This window comes from Metabacillus sp. KUDC1714, assembly GCF_014217835.1.
Lineage (GTDB): Bacteria > Bacillota > Bacilli > Bacillales > Bacillaceae > Metabacillus > Metabacillus rhizosphaerae.
Map to the genome: position 1 here is coordinate 4320721 of NZ_CP055263.1, position 21304 is coordinate 4342024.

The window sequence follows — 21304 nt, forward strand, 5'->3', positions numbered from 1 at the left end:
ACTTGGGTGAGTAAGATACGTGTACTTGTAGTTGACGATTCTGCCTTCATGAGAAAAATAATTACTGATTTTCTAAATGAAGAAGAAAAGATTGAAGTCATTGGAACTGCTAGAAACGGACAAGATGCTATAAAGAAGGTCGAGTTATTAAATCCCGATGTGGTCACAATGGATATCGAAATGCCCATAATGGACGGAATTGAAGGATTGAAAGTTATTATGGATCAATTTCCAAGACCAGTTATTATGCTATCAAGCACAACAACTCAGGGTGCTGAAAATACAATAAAATCATTGCAATATGGTGCATTTGATTTTATTGCAAAACCTTCAGGAGCAATCTCATTAGACTTATACAAAGTTAAAGAAGAAATAATTGAAAAAGTTATACTCGCGAAGTCAGCAAATGTTCATAAATTGTCAAAAGAAGTAAATCGAAAAAATATTCACCTAAAGGAAATGGGATATAGTAAAATAGACTCAAACAGAGACAAAAGTCCTATAATCATCGACAAAAATAGCCTTAATAAGAAAATTGTCTGTATTGGTACCTCTACTGGAGGACCAAGAGCGTTGCAACAAGTATTATCAAAGATACCAGCAGACATTGATGCACCAATTCTCATTGTCCAGCACATGCCTCCTGGATTTACTCAATCTCTAGCTAATCGCTTAGACTCAATTTCATTCATCACTGTAAAGGAAGCCGAAAATGGTGAACACTTACAAAATGGAATTGCTTATATTGCACCAGGTGGCTCTCATTTAAAGGTAATGAAATCTGGAGGCTATTTAACAATTAAAATTGATCAATCAGATATAAGAAATGGACATCGTCCCTCTGTTGATGTGATGTTTGAATCAATAAGTAAGCTACAGGATTACCGTAAAATTTCTGTCATTATGACTGGAATGGGATCTGATGGTACCGAAGGGTTAAGAAAGCTTAAATTAACAGGTGTTGTTAATGCCATAGTAGAATCTGAGCAGACATCTGTAGTGTATGGTATGCCTAGATCAGCACTTAGTACAAACCTTGTTGATAAAGTTGAACACCTGGAAAATATAGCTGCTGCTATTATGGATTTTATACGAAACTAAGGGGTGTTACTCTATGGATATGAATCAATATTTAGAAGTTTTTATTGAAGAAAGCAAAGAGCATTTACAAGCATGTAATGAAAAATTACTAGATTTAGAGAAGAATCCCAATGACTTAGCCATTGTTAATGACATTTTTCGATCCGCTCATACTCTTAAAGGAATGAGTGCAACTATGGGCTATGAAGACCTCGCTAGCTTAACCCACCAAATGGAAAACGTTCTTGATGCCATAAGAAATGAAATGCTTTCAGTAACACCAGCCTTGTTTGATGCCGTTTTTGCCTCTGTTGATGCACTTGAGGAAATGGTTTATTCCATTACGGAAGGTGGAGATGGAAAAAAGGATGTATCAGCTATTGTTGCCATGTTAAAATCCATTGAAAATGGTGACGAAGGTAGCCACGATCATAATAGCCAGCGACATACTAACAATGATTCTAGTAATCATACAATACAGGAATATGATGATTTTGAATACACTATCATTCAGCAATCGAAAGAGCAAGGGTTTTCTGCATATGAATTGTCGATTTCTCTACGTGAGGATTGCTTATTAAAAGCAGCAAGAGTATTTATGGTTTTCGAAATTTTAGAACAAATTGGTGAAGTGATCAAGTCTGTACCTACTGTAGAACTTTTAGAAGATGAAAAGTTCGATTCACAATTCACTGTGGCAATTGTCTCTAAAGATACAAGCGATGATATTCAAAATAAAGTGATGAAAGTGTCTGAAATTGAAGCGGTTAAGATCCATATTTTAGACCCTTCAAATATGACTAACTCGCAATCTAATTTAAGACCTGCTGATTTAGCTGGTAATGATAGCTCGATGAAAAATGAAGAGAGCGTACAAATACTAGAACAAGAAACTAGTGTAGCAAAAAAACAAGTTGCAGCAACGAGCACGAAAACAATTCGAGTAAACATCGAACGTTTAGATATTCTTATGAATCTATTTGAAGAGCTTGTAATTGACCGTGGGAGATTAGAACAAATTTCAAAGGATTTAAACAATAACGAACTGGATGAAACAGTTGAAAGAATGTCAAGAATCTCAGGTGATCTGCAAAATATCATTTTAAACATGAGAATGGTTCCAGTTGAGACAGTATTTAACCGTTTCCCTCGTATGATTCGTCAACTTGCAAAGGATTTAAATAAAAAAATAAACTTAGAGATTATTGGTGCTGAAACTGAATTAGATCGAACAGTCATTGATGAAATAGGTGATCCACTTGTTCATCTTTTACGAAATGCAATTGATCATGGTATTGAGATGCCAGATGTTCGAGTGAAAAAAGGGAAAACAGAAGAAGGAAATGTAATTTTAAGAGCTTACCATAGTGGAAATCATGTGTTCATAGAAATCGAAGATGATGGTGCAGGTATAAATCGTGATCGAGTTCTAAAAAAGGCCATTGACAGAGATGTTATCACTGAACAAACTGCATCAACCTTGACTGACAAACAGGTTTATGAGCTTATTTTTTCTTCTGGTTTTTCCACTGCCGATCAAATCTCTGATATATCAGGACGTGGAGTAGGTCTGGATGTTGTTAAAAGTACAATTGAATCACTTGGTGGCTCTGTATCAATTGATGCTGAGGAAGGAAAAGGATCCTTATTCTCAATTCAGCTTCCACTTACTTTATCAATAATCTCAGTGATGCTTGTGGAATTACAAAATGAAAAATATGCAATCCCACTATCGTCTATAATTGAAACGGCAGTTATTAAAAAGGAAGAAATTCTACAAGCACATAATCAAAAGGTCATTGATTATCGCGGGAAAATTGTTCCATTAGTATTCTTGAGTGAGATATTTGAAGTACCAGTGGAAAATTCAAATGAAGATTTTGTTTCCTTAATAATTGTACGAAAAGGTGATAAAATGGCTGCGTTAGTAGTGGATTCGTTCATCGGCCAACAGGAAATTGTTCTAAAATCTCTCGGGAATTATTTGAATTCAGTTTTTGCTATCACAGGTGCAACCATTTTAGGAGATGGACAAGTAGCTCTAATTATTGATTGTAATTCTTTAATAAAATAGAGGATTGTATGTGTCTAGCCTATAAAGAAAAGGCTCTGTTAATGTTCACTGTTGATTTTTGCACTTTGTTGATTTGAGAGGAAAGCGAACGCCTTTAGAAATCAAAAACCTAGTTTAACAGAAAAAGTAAAAAATCCATTTTTATCTAAGGCTTAAGCTACTAATGAATGGAAGAGAAGAACACCTTCTATCTATTATTTTCTTATGCTTGTCGGGGCTAACTAAGCATTCCGCATTACTAAGAAAGGGGTCTTTCCAATGAGTGAATACATGTCAGAAGATGTAAAAGTCATTGTGTTTCAACTACAGGATGAGGAATATGGAATTCCTGTTCAACAAGTTAAATCGATTGAAAAGGTTCAACATATTACACGTGTACCTAGAACAGCACCTTATATAAGAGGTGTTATTAATTTAAGAGGTGTTGTCACGCCGATAATTGACTTACGTAAACGTCTCGGTCTAGAAAAACTTTCAACGAATGAGGGTACAAGAATAATCATTGTTTCTAAGGACGACACGGAGGTAGGCTTTATAGTCGATGCAGCAAATGATGTAATTGATATTCATTCAGAAATTATTGAACCAGCACCTGAAGTAGTAGGAGCAGTTCATTCAGACTATATTCAAGGTGTAGCAAAATTAGAAAAAAGATTAATTGTCATGATTGATTTAGAAGAAATATTAAAGATTGAAAATCAGCCTTCATTGCTAGTTTAGGAGCATACAAATGGAATTTTTAAAAAGTATTTCTTTTAAGCATTTAGACGTTTTAAAAGAGGTAGGTAATATTGGAGCTGGTCACTCTGCTACCGCCCTTTCTAAGCTTTTAAATAAAAAAATTGATATGTCGGTTCCAAATGTTAAAGTTGTTTCTTTTAATGAGTTAACAGAATGGTTAGGAGGACCTGAAGTCTTTATTGCCAGTGTTTTTTTACGAATTGAAGGGGATATTCCTGGTTCTCTATTTTTTGTACTTAGCATTGAACAGGCTGAACGCTTTGTAAAGCAATTAATTGATGATGCTAATTTTTCACTTAGACAATCAACTTATGATGAAATTGGACTATCTGCATTTCAGGAGCTTGGAAATATAGTAACAGGATCATATCTTTCATCATTATCTGACCTCACTGATTTACATCTCTATCCTTCTGTGCCTGCTTTATCATTCGATATGTTTGGAGCAGTAATAAGTCATGGATTGATTGAATTATCCCAAGTGAGTGATTATGCGATTATTATTGACACAGTAATTAAAGAAGAAGATCAGCAAGAAGTTGACACTGTTAAAGGCCACTTTTTTCTATTACCAGATCCAACCTCATTTAAAAAGCTCTTTGAAGCATTAGGTGTAACAGATGATGATTAAATCTAAGGAAACAATAAAAGTAGGGATTGCTGATCTTAATGTAGTTAAGTCACCTAATCAAATTAGAACCTCAGGACTAGGTTCTTGTGTCGGTTTGATATTATTTGACAAGGTAAACGAAGTAGCGGGTTTGGCACATATCATGCTTCCGGACTCTTCTCTCGCAAATAAAGGCTCTATGAACAATGCTAAATACGCTGATACTGCAATACCACAGTTATTGGATAGATTAGCAGAATCAGGAGCTAGGGTTAGATCACTACAAGCTAAAATGGCTGGCGGTGCTCAGATGTTTCAATTTCAATCGTCTAATGACATGATGAGAATTGGTCCGAGAAATGTAGAAGCAATTAAGCAACAGCTAAAAAAGTATAACATCAATCTAATAAGTGAGGATGTTGGCGGTAATAGTGGTAGAACAATCGAATTTGACCCGAAAACATGTGAATTGATGATAAGAACAGTAAATCAAGGTACAAAAGTGATTTGAATAATAGAGGTGTGTTTACAATTCTTGGTAAGGGGGGGTTAAAATGGCTCAATTAACAATAAATGAGGAACAAGTGATATGGCAAAAATGGATAGATGTACGTGACACAAATGCTGGCAATGTTCTCATAAAAAGATACATGCCCCTTGTTTCTTATCACGTACAGAGGATTTCTGTGGGGCTTCCTAAAAGTGTAAGTAAGGATGATTTAATGAGTTTAGGCTTATTTGGCCTATACGATGCATTAGAAAAGTTTGATCCAAATCGAGATTTGAAATTTGATACGTATGCATCTTTCCGAGTAAGGGGAGCAATTATTGATGGATTAAGAAAAGAGGATTGGTTACCACGTAGTTCTAGAGAAAAAGCAAAACGTGTTGAAGCAACTATTGAGAAATTAGAGCAAAAGCATCTAAGAAACGTTTCTTCAAAAGAGATTGCAAATGAGTTAGGACTTTCTGAAGGTGAAGTCGTCAGTGTCATAAATGAAGGTTTTTTTGCGAATGTCCTTTCAATCGATGATCAGCTTTTTGATCAAGATGATGGGGAAGGCATCGGGTTTACGATTAAAGATGAACATCAGCACACACCCGAAGATAAAATTCTAAAAGATGAATTAATTGGACAATTATCTGAAGTGATTACCCAGCTAAGTGAGAAAGAACAGCTTGTGATTAGCTTTTTTTACAAAGAAGAATTAACCTTAACTGAAATTGGACAAGTTATGAACTTATCAACTTCAAGAATTTCACAAATTCATTCAAAAGCTTTATTTAAATTAAGAAAAATATTGGAAAATGTGATTCATTAACATTAATCGGGTGAGAGTGAATGTGAGCCTTAGAAATATTGAAATGTACTGCCCTTCCACGTACACATGATACAGGAAAGCTACAGGAGCAACTAAATCAAAGAAGCCAGCTTGCTCAAGACCAGCTGGCTAATTCATTTCAAAAATAATCTGACATAAAAAGATCACAAGTGTAAGAAAATAGTGATAGTGAGAAATTACATCTAAAAAAGGAAAGTTCTGAGCAACATCAACAGCACAATCAGAAAAAAAGAAAAAACAAGATGAGAATCCTGATCATCCCTATAAAGGGGAAAAATCGATTTTTTTGGTTAAGAAAGGATGTCTATGACTACAATATTACTATTGATAAGTTTACTACTCCATGTAGTAGCTTTTTATTTTATCATCGTTTTATATACAAAATATTCAACGATTAAAGATCTTTCAAATTCTCAAAGGGCTATCCTTGATGAAACGGAAACTTCAATGACAAGCTTTTTAATTGAGATGAAAGAAGAGAATGAGAGACTGATCCAGCATTTAAAACAAGAATCTGCACATATTACTAACCATGGAAAAGAGTTAGAAGCAAAGACAAAAGAGAGCAATCATCCCACAGCCAACTCCACGATGATTCACACGAATGAGAAAGTACCGGAAGAACCTCAAGAGAGTGAACTACCTGACTACTTATCTGAGCTTAATGAAATCGAAGATATTGTTGAAATCAGTCAACCAGTACAAAAAAAAGATCTTCCTTTTGAAATTCAAGCTATAAATCTATATGAAAACGGTCATACTGTTGAACAGATTGCTAAAAAATTAAGTAAGGGAAAGACAGAAATAGAGCTTCTTCTTAAATTTCGTCAAAAGTAGTCAATATATCCTTGATTGTCATATTTCAATATGGTATATTAATTTTTGGTGTTATTACACACGTTTATAGATTTAAGCATTGGTGCTGTTAGTAACAGTTATGCTTAAAGATGATATAAGCGGAGGAGAACAAAACCATTAGGAGGAACAAACACATGTCAGTTATTTCTATGAAGCAATTGCTTGAAGCTGGTGTTCACTTCGGTCACCAAACACGCCGTTGGAACCCAAAAATGAAACGTTACATCTTTACTGAGCGTAACGGTATCTACATTATCGACCTTCAAAAGACAGTTAAAAAGGTTGAAGAAGCTTACAAATTCGTTAAGGAACTTGGAGCTGAAGGTGGTACAATCCTATTCGTTGGTACAAAAAAACAAGCACAGGACTCTGTTAAAGAAGAAGCAGAACGCTCTGGAATGTACTTTGTTAACCAACGTTGGTTAGGTGGTACGTTAACAAACTTTGAAACAATCCAAAAGCGTATCAAACGTTTAAAAGATATTCAAAGAATGCAGGAAGATGGAACTTTTGAAGTCCTTCCTAAAAAAGAAGTTGTTCAACTTAACAAAGAGCTTGAGCGTCTTGAAAAATTCCTAGGTGGAATTAAAGACATGAAGCAATTACCAGATGCATTATTTATTATTGATCCTCGTAAAGAGCGTATCGCAGTAGCGGAAGCTCGTAAATTAAACATCCCGATCGTTGGTATCGTTGATACAAACTGTGATCCAGATGAAATTGATTACGTAATCCCTGCAAATGATGATGCAATTCGCGCTGTTAAGCTTCTTACTGCAAAAATTGCAGATGCAATTTTAGAATCTAAACAAGGTGAAGAAACAACACCTGCATAATGTGCAAAAGGTGATAAGGGGAATTGACCTTTTATCACCTTTTTTTAAGCAAGTTACATAAAGTACAAATGCAAAAGCGCCTTGAACAGGCTCGGGAAAATAAGACGTCAATTATAGAAGGCGTTTTTCGCCTTCAATTATTGGGTGGCTGTAGACCCAAGTGGGGCTAGGCGATGGAGCTGTATGTCGAAACTTTATCTTAAGAACAAGATAATTCTTAAACTATAAAAACAATTGACCTTAAGGAGGAATACCGTTATGGCAGTAACTGCACAAATGGTAAAAGAACTACGTGAAAAAACTGGCGCTGGAATGATGGATTGTAAAAAGGCGTTAACTGAAACAAACGGAGATATGGATCAAGCGATTGATTACCTACGTGAAAAAGGTATCGCAAAAGCAGCTAAAAAAGCTGACCGTATTGCAGCAGAAGGATCTACATTAGTAAAAGTTAACGGTAATGAGGCAGTTATTTTGGAAGTTAACTCTGAAACTGACTTCGTAGCGAAAAACGAAGGATTTAAAGAGTTAATCAATGGATTAGCTGATTTCTTATTGACGAAAAAACCAGCTGATGTTGATGCTGCATTAGCAGAAACAATGGACAATGGTACAAATGTTGGAGATTATATTAACTCAGCAATTGCAAAAATTGGTGAAAAAATCACTCTTCGTCGTTTTACAATTGTATCTAAATCTGATAACGATGCATTTGGTGCTTACTTACACATGGGAGGACGTATTGGTGTTCTTACATTATTAGAAGGTACTACTAATGAAGATGCTGCTAAAGATGTAGCAATGCATATCGCTGCAGTTAATCCTAAGTATGTTTCTCGCGATCAAGTTTCTGCTGAAGAAGCTGAACATGAGCGTAAAATTTTAACAGAACAAGCTCTTAACGAAGGCAAGCCTGAAAATATCGTAGCTAAAATGGTTGAAGGCCGTTTAGGTAAATACTTTGAGGATATTTGCTTACTTGATCAGAGCTTTGTTAAAGATCCAGATCAAAAAGTTAAACAATTTGTTGAGTCAAAAGGCGGTTCTGTAAAAACATTTATCCGTTATGAAGTTGGAGAAGGTATCGAAAAGCGCCAAGACAACTTTGCTGAAGAAGTAATGAGTCAAGTTAAAAAATAATTTTTGCTATCTAGCACTTTTTCTAATTGCTTAGAATATAAGTGTAAATGATCAAAAAATGGAAGAGGGAACACAGGCTGTGTTCCCTTCTTTTGGAGATATATATAGGCAGTAGCCGATTTGCGCTTTTCTAGATAACAAAAATGTATAAGTTTTTTTATACTTAGTTTTCGTGTCTAGCTCCAGCGCCTAGCTCCTCGAGTCATAAGCCACACAGGAATTGAAGGTAAAGAACACCTTCTATTCCTGTGCGTCTTATGCATTTCGGAGCTAAACAAGGCGCTTGCGCTTTTCTTATAAGGAACAGAGTTGGAGGTAAATATGAGTAATCCTAAATATCAACGTATTGTACTAAAATTAAGTGGTGAAGCATTAGCAGGTGAAAATGGTTTTGGTATTAACCCTACTGTGATCCAATCAATTGCAAAACAAGTGAAGGAAATTGCAGAGCTGGATGTTGAAGTAGCTGTTGTTGTTGGTGGTGGCAACATTTGGCGTGGTAAAATCGGTAGTGAAATGGGAATGGACCGAGCAACTGCTGATTACATGGGAATGCTTGCTACAGTAATGAATTCTCTAGCATTACAAGATAGTCTTGAAACACAAGGGATTCAGACACGTGTTCAAACTTCTATAGAAATGAGACAAGTTGCAGAACCATACATAAGAAGAAAAGCGATTCGACATTTAGAGAAAAAACGCGTAGTGATTTTTGCAGCTGGAACTGGTAACCCATACTTCTCTACTGATACAACAGCTGCTTTACGTGCTGCTGAAATCGAAGCAGACGTTATCTTAATGGCTAAAAATAATGTTGATGGTGTTTACAACGCTGATCCTAGAATTGATAAAAATGCTGTGAAATATGAAACATTATCTTATTTAGACGTACTAAAAGAAGGTCTTGCGGTAATGGATTCAACTGCATCATCTTTATGTATGGATAACGATATACCGTTAATTGTCTTCTCGATAATGGAAGAAGGTAACATTAAACGTGCCGTAACTGGTGAAAATATTGGAACAATTGTTAGGGGGAAATAACCTTGGCTAAACAAGTATTAGCGAATACTAAAGATAAAATGGAAAAAGCTGTGTCAGCTTTAAGTCGAGAATTAGCATCTGTAAGAGCTGGTAGAGCAAGCGCAAACTTATTAGATAAAATCTCTATGGATTATTATGGTGCTCCAACTCCAGTTAACCAACTTGCTTCTATTAGTGTACCTGAAGCTCGTCTCCTTGTTATTCAACCATATGACAAGACTGTTATAGGTGATATCGAAAAAGCTATTCTTAAGTCTGACTTAGGTTTAACTCCTTCAAATGATGGCTCGGTTATTCGTTTGTCTATTCCTGCTTTAACAGAAGAAAGACGAAAAGAGCTAGTGAAATTAGTTAAGAAATATGCAGAAGAAGCAAAGGTTGCTGTTCGTAATATTAGACGTGATGGTAATGATGACCTGAAAAAGCTAGAAAAAAATGGTGATATCACTGAGGACGAATTAAGAAGTAATACTGAGAATGTCCAAAAATTAACCGATGACTATATTGTAAAAGTTGATCAGGTCGCAAAAGATAAAGAAAAAGAAATCATGGAAGTTTAATGAGAAAATAGGTACAATAGAAAAGTGAAAAACCCTCTAATGTTTACAGGGGGTTTTTTTGTTAATACTGTTAACGTCATCATGGTAAAAAGAGATCATGAATTATTGGGTGATGGAGGAATCACATGCTCAACTTATTAAAAAAGTGGAAAGCTAGTTCCCAAGCCACAAATGAACAATCGATAGCTAAAGTGGATATAGAAAAGGGAGAAATTCCTAAACATATTGCGATTATCATGGATGGAAATGGTAGATGGGCAAAAAAACGTGCACTTCCACGGATTGCGGGTCATCATGAAGGAATGAAAGTTGTACGAAAGATTACCAAACAAGCAAATGCCCTTGGTGTTAAAGTACTTACACTATATGCATTTTCAACTGAGAATTGGAAAAGACCTAAAACAGAAGTAGACTATTTAATGAAGCTTCCTGAAGAATTTTTAAATACTTACTTACCAGAACTGATTGAGGAAAATGTGCAAGTCCGTATTATGGGTGATAAAAATAGGCTTCCTGCACACACATTAAGAGCTGTAGAAAAAGCGATGAGTGATACTGAGAATAACAAAGGGCTTATTCTGAATTTTGCATTAAACTACGGAAGTCGAGCAGAAATCATATCTGCTGTCCAAAAAATTTCCCAAGATGTTAAAGAAGGACGAATTGAAGAAACATCAATAAACGAAAGCCTATTTTCTGATTATTTAATGACACAATCATTACATGACCCTGACTTATTAATACGTACAAGTGGCGAAATAAGACTTAGTAATTTTATGCTATGGCAGTTAGCTTACACAGAATTTTGGTTTACTGATGTGCTATGGCCAGATTTTAACGAACAAAACTTACTTCAAGCTATTTACACATATCAACAAAGAGGGCGCAGATTTGGCGGCGTATAAAAGGTGATGAAATACAATGAAACAACGAATACTAACTGCAGTACTAGCTGCAGCTGTTTTTCTTCCATTTGTCATTTACGGGGAGCTCCCGTTTACAATATTTGTTTATTTATTAGCATCAATTGCATTATATGAGCTTTTAAAAATGAAAAACATTTCATTAGCTAGTATTCCGGGACTAGTTAGCTTATTAATTTTATGGGTTCTATTGATTCCAAATTCTTATATAAAAATACTAGACAGTTTTTCAAAGGCTGAATTTGCTTTATTGGCATTGCTGTTGTTATTAACCTATACTGTTGTAACGAAAAATAAATTTACTTTTGACGATGTAGGCTTCGTTGTCATTGCGATTTTTTACTTAGGGATTGGTTTTTACTTTCTAATTGAAACAAGAAACCTTTCACCAGGTGGTCTAGAATTAGTTTTTTATGCATTAATATTGATATGGGTAACTGATTCAGGTGCTTATTTTATTGGGCGTGCAATGGGAAAAAACAAGCTTTGGCCTGAAATTAGTCCTAATAAAACAATTGAAGGTGCAGTAGGCGGTGTTTTATTTGCAGTTATTTTTGCATGGATCTATCATTATTTTACAGGGGTTCTTGATAACTACATCATCGTCACATTTATGACCATCTTCTTATCTGTTTTTGGACAAATAGGTGATCTTGTTGAATCTGCTTTAAAACGACAATATCAGGTAAAAGACTCAGGTACAATCCTACCGGGTCATGGTGGAATACTAGATCGTTTTGATAGCTTATTATTCGTTTTACCAATTTTACATTTCTTAAGGTTACTATTTTGAAAAACATTTTTGCCTAAATTATATGTCTAGCTCTAGCGCCATGGCTTTCGACACCATTGAACGTTTAAATCACAGTAAATGTTGTGTTAGCTAACTCGAGGGTCAGTCTATAACGAGATTAGACAGGGCGCTCTAGAGCATTTCTTAATTTGATTGGAAGTGACTTCGTGAAAAAGATTAGTTTGTTAGGAGCTACAGGTTCAATTGGAATACAAACTTTAGAGGTTATTGAATCACACCCTGAAGAGTTTAAGCTTGTAGCGATGTCTTTCGGAAGGAATTATAAATCCGGAAGCGACATTATAAAGAAATTCAAGCCAGAATTTGTTGCAGTTAAAGATAAAGAAACATATGAACATCTTAAGCGGGAGTTTTCAAGTCAAGATGTTAAATTAGGATATGGTGAAGAGGCCCTTATTGAAGCTGCAATTTATGATGGAGTAGAGTGTCTAGTCAATGCTGTAGTTGGAAGTGTAGGGTTAATACCAACTTTAAAAGCCATTGAAAATAACATAACAATTGCACTAGCTAATAAGGAGACTCTTGTCACTGCGGGACATTTAGTGACAGAGCATGCAAAAAAATACAATGTTAATATTTTACCAGTAGATAGTGAGCACTCTGCGATTTTTCAATGTTTGCAGGGTGAGAGTGTCAAATCGATAGACCGCTTGATCATAACTGCATCTGGAGGAAGTTTCCGTGATCGAAAAAGGGAAGACCTTGTAAATGTAACGGTGGACCAAGCATTAAATCACCCCAATTGGTCTATGGGTGCAAAGATAACGATAGATTCAGCTACTATGATGAATAAAGGCTTAGAAGTAATTGAAGCACACTGGTTATTCAATTTGCATTATGACAAAATTGATGTCTTATTACATAAAGAAAGTATTATTCATTCTTTAGTTGAGTTTCACGATCGAAGTATCATTGCTCAACTAGGAACACCTGATATGAGAGTTCCCATTCAATATGCATTAACATATCCAGAGAGATTACCTTTAAAAGAAGCGAAAAGGTTAGAACTTTGGGAAATTGGAAAATTACATTTTGAAAAAGCGGATTTTACCAGGTTCCGATGCTTACAATATGCGTTTGATTCAGGTAAAATAGGTGGTACGATGCCTACGGTTTTAAATGCTGCAAATGAAGTAGCTGTTGAGGCATTTTTAAGTGGAAAGATTACGTTTCTTCAAATCGAGGAATTTATTGAAAGATCGTTGGATAAGCATGAGAGCATCGCAAACCCTAGTTTGGAGCAGATTCAAGAAGTTGATCAACTAACAAGAAATTTTGTACAAACTTTAATCTAGATAAAGGTGGTCATACAAGGTGAATACAGTGATAGCGTTTGTCCTCATTTTTGGTGCTCTTGTCTTTTTTCATGAGCTTGGACATTTACTTCTAGCTAATCGTGCTGGGATATTATGCCGTGAATTTGCAATTGGTTTTGGACCGAAAATCTTGTCTTTTAAAAAAAATGAAACGGTTTATACAATCCGCTTATTACCTATAGGTGGTTTTGTAAGAATGGCTGGCGAGGATCCTGAAGTGATTGAGGTAAAGCCTGGCCATAACGTAGGATTACTTTTTAATAAAGAAAATAAAGTCGAAAAAATCATTTTAAATAATAAAGAAAAATATCCACAGGCACGAATTATTGAGGTGGAGAACGCAGATCTTGAACATAGTATGTTTATTTCTGGCTATGAGTTTGGAGAAGAAGAGTATATAAAAAGATTCGATGTTAGTGAAACATCTTATTTTATTGTTGATGGTCAAGAAATCCAAATTGCTCCATATAATCGTCAATTCCAATCGAAGAAAGTTGGCCAGCGAATTGCAGCAATTTTTGCAGGACCATTAATGAATTTCCTGCTTGCATTTGTCATTTTGTTTTCATTAGGATTATTGCAAGGTGCTCCTGTTGATGATCCCAAATTAGGTATATTAACTGATGACGGTTCTGCAAAAGAAGCCGGTTTACTTGAAGGTGATGTCATTCAGTCAATTGAAGGACAATCTACTTCATCTTGGGAGGAAGTAGTAAATATTATTCAAGAAAACCCTGATAAGGAATTAACCTTTGAAGTTGAACGCGGTGGAGAAATCCTTTCATTTGAAGTAGTACCTGAAGCAACGAAAGTCGGGGAAGAGACAATAGGACGTATTGGTGCCTATAATCCCGTAGATAAATCGTTTAGTAGCTCTATAAAATATGGATTTATTGAAACATACACATGGACAAAAGAAATATTAATTGGTTTTGGGAAGCTAGTAACAGGTCAATTTTCTATTGATATGCTCTCAGGACCAGTTGGTATTTACGATATGACAGATCAGGTTGCTGAATCTGGTACATTGAACTTGTTAAGATGGGCAGCACTTTTAAGTATAAACTTAGGAATAGTCAACTTATTGCCTCTTCCAGCTCTTGATGGTGGACGTTTATTATTCTTATTTATTGAGGCGTTGAGAGGGAAACCAATTGATCGACAAAAAGAAGGGGTCGTTCATTTTATTGGTTTTTCGTTATTAATGCTATTGATGCTTGTAGTTACATGGAATGACATTCAACGTTTATTCTTATAAGAATATACTATTGAAATTGGAATAGGTTATTCACCGATCTCATTTTTTAAAGATTTAGCAAATTTATGGGGAAATTTGAATGATAATATAGTAACCTAAAAAGGTGAAACTAGTTTAATTAAAAATAGAGGTGCTCGTAATGAAACAAAGTATGACGTTTATTCCTACTCTTAGAGAAGTTCCTGCTGATGCTGAAGTAAAAAGTCATCAGCTTATGCTACGGGCTGGATTTACAAGACAAAATACAAGTGGTGTTTATAGCTACTTACCATTGGCACATAAAGTATTAAAGAAAATCGAACAGATTGTTCGCGAAGAAATGAACAATGCTGGGGCATCTGAATTATTAATGCCAGCCCTGCAACAGGCTGAGCTTTGGCAGGAATCTGGACGCTGGTATTCATATGGTCCTGAACTAATGAGATTAAAAGATCGACATAATCGTGAATTTGCTTTAGGTGCAACACACGAAGAGATGATTACGAGCTTAGTTCGAGATGAAATTAAATCTTATAAGCGACTTCCGCTTTCCTTATATCAAATTCAGACAAAGTTTCGTGATGAAAAACGACCTCGTTTTGGTGTTTTGCGTGGTCGCGAATTTATCATGAAGGACGCATATTCTTTCCATGCCACACATGAAAGTTTGGATGAAGTCTATGTTAAAATGTTTACTGCTTATCAAAATATATTTTCTCGTTGCGGCCTAGACTTTAGGGCTGTTATTGCAGATTCAGGGGCTATGGGTGGCACTGATACACATGAATTCATGGTGTTATCTGATATCGGCGAAGATACAATTGCATACTCTGATACCTCTCAATATGCTGCAAATATTGAGATGGCACCTGTTAATGCAACTTATGAAAAAAGTACCGAGGAACAAAAAGAATTAGTGAAAATTGAAACACCTGATCAAAAAACAATTGAAGAAATTTCAACATTTTTAAATGTTTCTAAGGAATCATGCATTAAATCCGTTCTTTTCAATGTTGATGATAAATTTGTTTTAGTCTTAGTTCGTGGCGATCATGAGGTAAATGACATTAAGGTGAAAAATCTATTTGGCGCTTCAGTAGTAGATTTAGCAACAGCAGAAGAGACAATAAAAGCTTTAAATTGTGTTCCAGGCTTTATAGGACCTATTAATGTCTCTGAAGATGTTGAAGTTGTAGCAGATCATGCAATATCTTCAGTGGTTAATGGAGTTTGTGGTGCAAATCAAGCGCAATACCATTTCCAGGGAGTGAACATTGAGCGAGATGCTAAGATCACTCGATTTGCTGATCTACGCTTTATCCAAGAAGGGGACAAATCACCAGATGGTGAAGGTACTATTAGATTTGCCAAAGGGATTGAAGTTGGTCACGTGTTTAAACTAGGCACTAGATATAGTGAGTCAATGAATGCAACGTTCTTAGATGAAAACGGCCGCACGCAGCCAATGATTATGGGTTGCTATGGTATAGGTGTTTCAAGAACATTAGCTGCTATTATTGAGCAGCATCATGACGAAAATGGGATCGTGTGGCCTGGGTCAGTTGCACCATTCCAAATCCATGTTATACCAGTAAACATTAAAAATGATTCACAAAAGGAGTTAGCTGAAAAACTATACACTCAATTTACTCAGAATGGATATGAGGTTCTATTTGATGACCGCGCTGAGCGAGTAGGAGTGAAATTTGCCGATTCAGACCTTATTGGATTACCTGTACGTGTAACTGTTGGTAAGAGAGCAGATGAGGGTATAGTAGAAGTTAAAATTCGTAAGACAGGTGAATCATTTGAAGTATCAGTGGATGAACTTCATGAAAAGATGAAGCAAATACTTGGAAACTAAAAAAGGTTACAGCAAGGAATAAACCATGATAAAATAATACAAGAGCAATAACGAGAAGAGGCTGACTCGAAAGTAATAGACAAGCTCCTTTATATACTTAATTGTATATAAAGGAATAAGTCTATAAATGAGGCAGCCTCTTCAGTTGTGATAAAACTAATTTTATTGTACTTTGAAATGTTAAATAAAAATTTAAACAACTATTAATAGAATTAATAAGTAAGAGGGAGAAAGGGGATAGTATATGGACATGCAAATCAACCAAATTGAGCGATTTCAACTCCTGCTCCAACAAATAAATTTAACAGAAGATGCGGTTGTCGTTCACTTTAAGAACGGTTCAATTGCCAAGTTGACCGTGCATAAACAAACGAAAAAGTGGCATTTTCATTTTCAATTCGAAAAAATTCTGCCTTTTGATGTGTATCAATTGTTTCAGACTAAGCTTGCAAAGGCGTTTTCTCATATTGCAGATGTTACATTTTCGATTGAAACGAAAGAACAAAATTTTGACGAAAAACTTGTTCAGGATTATTGGTCAATCTGTATTCAGCAAATGGACGGAATCTCCCCTCCAATGCTCGCACTATTAAATGAGCAAAAACCAACTGTTCAGGGGATAAAGGTCATTGTTAAAACCAAAAATGATACCGAGGCAATGACAATAAAACGAAAATATGCATCTCTCATTCAAGAAAGCTTTCAGGAACTGGGATTTCCTACCTTTCAATTAGATACAACTGTAGCAGTCTCACAAGAGGAAATTTTAAAATTCCAAGAACAAAAGCTACAAGAAGATAAAGAGAAAGGACTAAAGGCACTAACTGACATGGTTAATGCTGAGAAGGAAGAGGCTAGTCAAGCTGAATATACTGGACCTTTAACAATTGGTTATACGATCAAAAATGATGAAGAAATTCGTACCCTTGCTTCGATTGAAGATGAAGAGAGAAGAACCGCTATTCAGGGGTATGTGTTTGATGCAGAAACAAAGGAACTTAGAAGTGGAAGAACACTTCTGACCTTTAAAATTACTGACTACACAAGCTCCATCCTTGTTAAAATGTTTGCTAGAGATAAAGAGGATGCCGTTTTAGTACAGGCTGTTAAAAAAGGAATGTGGTTAAAAGTACGCGGTAGCATCCAAAATGACACATTCGTACGAGATCTTGTAATGATTGCAAATGACATTAATGAAATTACACCTCAAGAGAGACGAGATCAATCTCCAGAAGATGAGAAGAGGGTGGAACTTCATCTTCATTCACCAATGAGTCAAATGGATGCAGTAACGTCTGTAAGTAAGTATATTGAGCAAGCTAAGAAATGGGGACATAAGGCAATTGCATTAACAGATCATGCTGTCGCACAATCTTTTCCAGAAGCATATTCAGCTGGCAAAAAGAATGGAGTCAAGGTTTTATACGGTGTCGAAATAAATCTTGTAAATGATGGGGTTCCTATTGCTTATAATGATGATAATCGCTTTTTACCTGATGAAACATATGTTGTATTTGACGTTGAGACGACTGGTTTATCAGCTGTTTACGATACAATCATTGAGTTGGCTGCAGTAAAGGTTCGTGGAGGAGAAATTATCGACCGTTTTGAGTCCTTCGCAAATCCTCATCATCCATTATCAGCAATCACAATTGATTTAACAGGCATTACAGACGATATGGTAAAAGATGCCCCTAATGTTGATGAAGTATTACGGAAATTTAAGGATTGGATCGGAAATGATATTCTCGTTGCACATAATGCTAGCTTTGATATGGGTTTTTTAAATGTAGGGTATAAAAAACTTCTTGGTGAAGAAAAGGCTAAAAACCCTGTTATCGATACGTTAGAACTCGGACGTTTCCTATATCCTGAATTTAAAAATCATCGACTTAACACACTTTGTAAAAAGTTTGATATCGAATTAACTCAGCATCACCGAGCAATTTATGATGCCGAAGCAACAGGCTATTTGCTTGTTAAGATGCTAAAGGATGCAGCGGAGAAGGGCATCGAAAATCACAATCAATTTAACGACAATATGGGTAAAGGTAATGCATACCAACGTTCAAGACCATATCATGCTATTATACTTGCACAAAATGAAACTGGGTTGAAAAATTTATTCAAACTAGTTTCCATTTCACATATGAATTACTTTTACAGAGTTCCACGAATTCCACGTTCACAACTCAATAAATATCGAGAAGGTCTTATTGTCGGATCCGCATGTGATAAAGGTGAGGTTTTTGAAGGTATGATGCAAAAATCTCCCGAAGAGGTAGAAGAAATTGCAGCATATTATGATTATTTAGAGGTACACCCTTTAGAGGTTTACAATCACCTTATTGCATTAGATTATATTAAGGATGAAACGTCTTTAAAAGAAATTGTTACCAATATTGTAAAGCTCGGTGAAAAGCTAGAAAAGCCTGTAGTAGCAACTGGGAATGCGCATTATTTAAATCCTGTTGAAAAGGTCTACCGGAAAATATTGATTAGCTCTCAAGGTGGGGCAAACCCATTAAATCGTCATGAATTACCAAATGTTCATTTCCGAACTACGGATGAAATGATGAACTGCTTCTCTTTCCTTGGTAAAGAGAAAGCTAAAGAGATTGTTATAGATAACACAAATAAGATTGCTGATATGATCGACGAAATTAAGCCAATAAAGGATGATCTTTATACACCTAAGATTGAAGGTGCAGATGAAGAGATCCGCGCAATGAGCTATTCTAGAGCGAGAAGTATATATGGAGAAAATCTTCCGGAACTAGTTGAGGCTCGACTAGAAAAAGAACTTAAGAGTATTATTGGCCATGGGTTTGCGGTTATTTATCTTATCTCACATAAACTCGTTAAAAAATCACTTGATGATGGTTACCTAGTAGGTTCACGTGGGTCTGTTGGTTCCTCATTTGTCGCAACAATGACAGAAATAACAGAGGTAAACCCGCTGCCACCTCATTATGTGTGTCCAGATTGTCAGCATTCAGAGTTTTTTAATGATGGATCAGTCGGTTCTGGTTTTGATTTACCTAACAAAGAGTGTTCGAATTGTGGTGCTCAATATCAAAAAGATGGACATGATATTCCTTTTGAAACATTCCTAGGCTTTAAAGGGGACAAAGTTCCCGATATTGATTTGAACTTCTCAGGCGAATATCAGCCTACAGCCCATAACTATACGAAGGTTCTTTTTGGTGAAGACAATGTGTACCGTGCTGGTACAATCGGGACAGTAGCAGAAAAAACTGCTTATGGATATGTAAAAGGATATGCAAATGATCATAACCTCATTTATAGAGGTGCTGAGGTTGACCGTCTTGTTCAAGGATGTACCGGAGTAAAACGAACAACAGGACAGCATCCAGGTGGAATAATTGTTGTACCTGATTATATGGATATCTTTGATTTTTCGCCGATTCAATTCCCTGCAGATGCAACAGGTTCTGAATGGCGTACAACCCATTTTGATTTCCATTCCATTCATGATAACCTATTAAAACTAGATATTCTTGGACACGATGATCCAACTGTAATCCGTATGCTACAGGATTTAAGCGGTATTGATCCAAAAACTATTCCGACAGATGATCCTGAGGTAATGAAGATTTTTAGTGGAACCGAGTCTTTAGGCGTGACTGAAGAACAAATAATGTGTAAAACAGGGACATTAGGGATTCCTGAGTTTGGAACAAGATTTGTTCGGCAAATGCTTGAAGATACAAAACCAACTACGTTCTCTGAGCTTGTCCAAATTTCTGGTCTATCACATGGGACAGATGTATGGCTTGGGAATGCTCAAGAGTTAATTCATAATAAAATATGTACGTTAAGTGAGGTTATTGGCTGTCGTGATGACATCATGGTATATCTTATCTATCAAGGATTAGAGCCTTCATTCGCCTTCAAGATTATGGAGTCTGTTCGTAAAGGAAAAGGTTTAACAGATGAAATGGAAGAAGAAATGAAAAAACAGGAAGTGCCAGCTTGGTATATTGATTCTTGCTTAAAAATCAAGTACATGTTCCCAAAAGCCCATGCTGCGGCTTACGTGTTAATGGCTGTACGTATTGCGTATTTTAAAGTTCATCATGCTCTACTATATTATGCTGCATATTTCACAGTTCGTGCCGATGATTTTGATATTGACACAATGGTAAAAGGTTCTACACCAATTCGAGCTAAAATTGATGAAATTAATCTAAAAGGGTTAGATGCTTCTCCAAAAGAGAAAAACCTACTAACTGTATTAGAACTAGCACTAGAAATGTGTGAAAGAGGATATTCCTTCCAAAAGGTTGACCTTTATCGTTCTAGTGCAACAGATTTTATTATTGATGGGAATACACTAATTCCCCCGTTCAACTCCATTCCTGGACTTGGAACAAACGCAGCGTTAAATATTGTAAAAGCTAGAGAAGACGGAGAATTTCTATCAAAAGAAGATCTCCAGCAACGAGGTAAAGTCTCAAAAACAATCATTGAATATTTAAACACTCATGGCTGTCTTGATGAACTACCGGATCAAAACCAACTATCACTATTTTAAAGGACATTAAAACACTAAGTCTCAAGCGGGGGCTACCCCCCCACTAATTGAAATGAAACACTAACTAGAAGATTATAGTGCATTAACAACGTTGCTCTAAGTAGTGTCAAACTCCTACAAAGACTTGTTCAAATAACTTAAATATTCTCCTGGGGGTCTGACCCTGGGGGAATTAAGGTATATTTGCAATAAAAATACGGTTATGTTATGATTTTAATGGAAATGCTAACGATAAGCAGAGGAAAAGAGTGGGGAAACCCACTCTTTCGTATTGTTATCGTCCTCGTCACTCGGATAGTATAGTAC

The 21304-nt window shown here is 35.8% G+C and carries 16 protein-coding genes and 2 pseudogenes; all 18 read left to right on the forward strand.

The window, feature by feature from the left end:
• Positions 1-6: 6 nt before the first annotated feature.
• The 18 genes and pseudogenes from HUW50_RS19890 (at position 7) to HUW50_RS19970 (ending at position 20998) form a co-directional block, all read left to right on the forward strand.
• Positions 7-1101 carry a protein-glutamate methylesterase/protein-glutamine glutaminase gene (locus HUW50_RS19890; protein ID WP_185653140.1) on the forward strand — a complete coding sequence of 365 codons (1095 nt, stop codon included), beginning with the start codon at positions 7-9 and terminating at the stop codon, positions 1099-1101.
• A 13-nt stretch (positions 1102-1114) separates the two neighbouring features.
• Positions 1115-1844 (forward strand): annotated as a pseudogene (locus HUW50_RS27615) (Hpt domain-containing protein); the annotation flags it as partial.
• Between the two features lie 161 nt (positions 1845-2005).
• Positions 2006-3154 (forward strand): annotated as a pseudogene (locus tag HUW50_RS27620) (chemotaxis protein CheA); the annotation flags it as partial.
• Between the two features lie 258 nt (positions 3155-3412).
• Positions 3413-3874, forward strand: a complete 462-nt coding sequence (locus HUW50_RS19900) for a chemotaxis protein CheW (RefSeq protein WP_185653142.1) — start codon at positions 3413-3415, stop codon at positions 3872-3874.
• Positions 3875-3884: 10 nt separating this feature from the next.
• Positions 3885-4526, forward strand: coding sequence for a chemotaxis protein CheC (locus HUW50_RS19905; RefSeq protein WP_185653143.1), 642 nt, complete (start codon positions 3885-3887; stop codon positions 4524-4526).
• Positions 4519-5016 (forward strand): chemotaxis protein CheD, encoded by a 498-nt coding sequence (locus tag HUW50_RS19910; protein WP_185654081.1) that lies wholly within the window; start codon positions 4519-4521, stop codon positions 5014-5016. The genes HUW50_RS19905 and HUW50_RS19910 overlap by 8 nt, the downstream gene beginning before the upstream one ends.
• A 43-nt stretch (positions 5017-5059) precedes the next feature.
• On the forward strand, positions 5060-5827 hold the full coding sequence (locus tag HUW50_RS19915; protein ID WP_185653144.1) for a FliA/WhiG family RNA polymerase sigma factor: 768 nt from the start codon (positions 5060-5062) through the stop codon (positions 5825-5827).
• Positions 5828-6154: 327 nt separating this feature from the next.
• Positions 6155-6685, forward strand: coding sequence for a hypothetical protein (locus HUW50_RS19920; protein ID WP_185653145.1), 531 nt, complete (start codon positions 6155-6157; stop codon positions 6683-6685).
• Positions 6686-6840: 155 nt separating this feature from the next.
• Complete coding sequence (gene rpsB, locus HUW50_RS19925) at positions 6841-7542, forward strand: 30S ribosomal protein S2 (protein ID WP_066337690.1); 702 nt, start codon at positions 6841-6843, stop codon at positions 7540-7542.
• 258 nt (positions 7543-7800) lie between these two features.
• Positions 7801-8682, forward strand: coding sequence for a translation elongation factor Ts (gene tsf / locus HUW50_RS19930; protein WP_185653146.1), 882 nt, complete (start codon positions 7801-7803; stop codon positions 8680-8682).
• Between the two features lie 321 nt (positions 8683-9003).
• Complete coding sequence (gene pyrH / locus HUW50_RS19935; protein WP_066337684.1) at positions 9004-9726, forward strand: UMP kinase; 723 nt, start codon at positions 9004-9006, stop codon at positions 9724-9726.
• Positions 9727-9728: 2 nt separating this feature from the next.
• Positions 9729-10286: a ribosome recycling factor gene (frr, locus tag HUW50_RS19940; protein ID WP_066337683.1), complete on the forward strand. Its 558-nt coding sequence runs from the start codon at positions 9729-9731 to the stop codon at positions 10284-10286.
• A 125-nt stretch (positions 10287-10411) separates the two neighbouring features.
• Positions 10412-11191 carry an undecaprenyl pyrophosphate synthase gene (locus HUW50_RS19945; protein ID WP_066337682.1) on the forward strand — a complete coding sequence of 260 codons (780 nt, stop codon included), beginning with the start codon at positions 10412-10414 and terminating at the stop codon, positions 11189-11191.
• Between the two features lie 16 nt (positions 11192-11207).
• Entirely contained in the window at positions 11208-12002 is a 795-nt protein-coding gene (locus HUW50_RS19950) for a phosphatidate cytidylyltransferase (RefSeq protein ID WP_066337680.1), read from the forward strand.
• A gap of 167 nt (positions 12003-12169) precedes the next feature.
• The gene (dxr, locus tag HUW50_RS19955; protein WP_066337679.1) at positions 12170-13318 is read left to right on the forward strand and encodes a 1-deoxy-D-xylulose-5-phosphate reductoisomerase; all 1149 of its coding nucleotides are present in this window, start codon (positions 12170-12172) and stop codon (positions 13316-13318) included.
• A 19-nt stretch (positions 13319-13337) separates the two neighbouring features.
• Positions 13338-14597, forward strand: coding sequence for an RIP metalloprotease RseP (gene rseP, locus HUW50_RS19960; RefSeq protein ID WP_185653147.1), 1260 nt, complete (start codon positions 13338-13340; stop codon positions 14595-14597).
• A gap of 139 nt (positions 14598-14736) precedes the next feature.
• Complete coding sequence (locus HUW50_RS19965; protein ID WP_185653148.1) at positions 14737-16440, forward strand: proline--tRNA ligase; 1704 nt, start codon at positions 14737-14739, stop codon at positions 16438-16440.
• 244 nt (positions 16441-16684) lie between these two features.
• Positions 16685-20998, forward strand: a complete 4314-nt coding sequence (locus HUW50_RS19970) for a PolC-type DNA polymerase III (protein ID WP_066337676.1) — start codon at positions 16685-16687, stop codon at positions 20996-20998.
• Positions 20999-21304 lie beyond the last annotated feature (306 nt).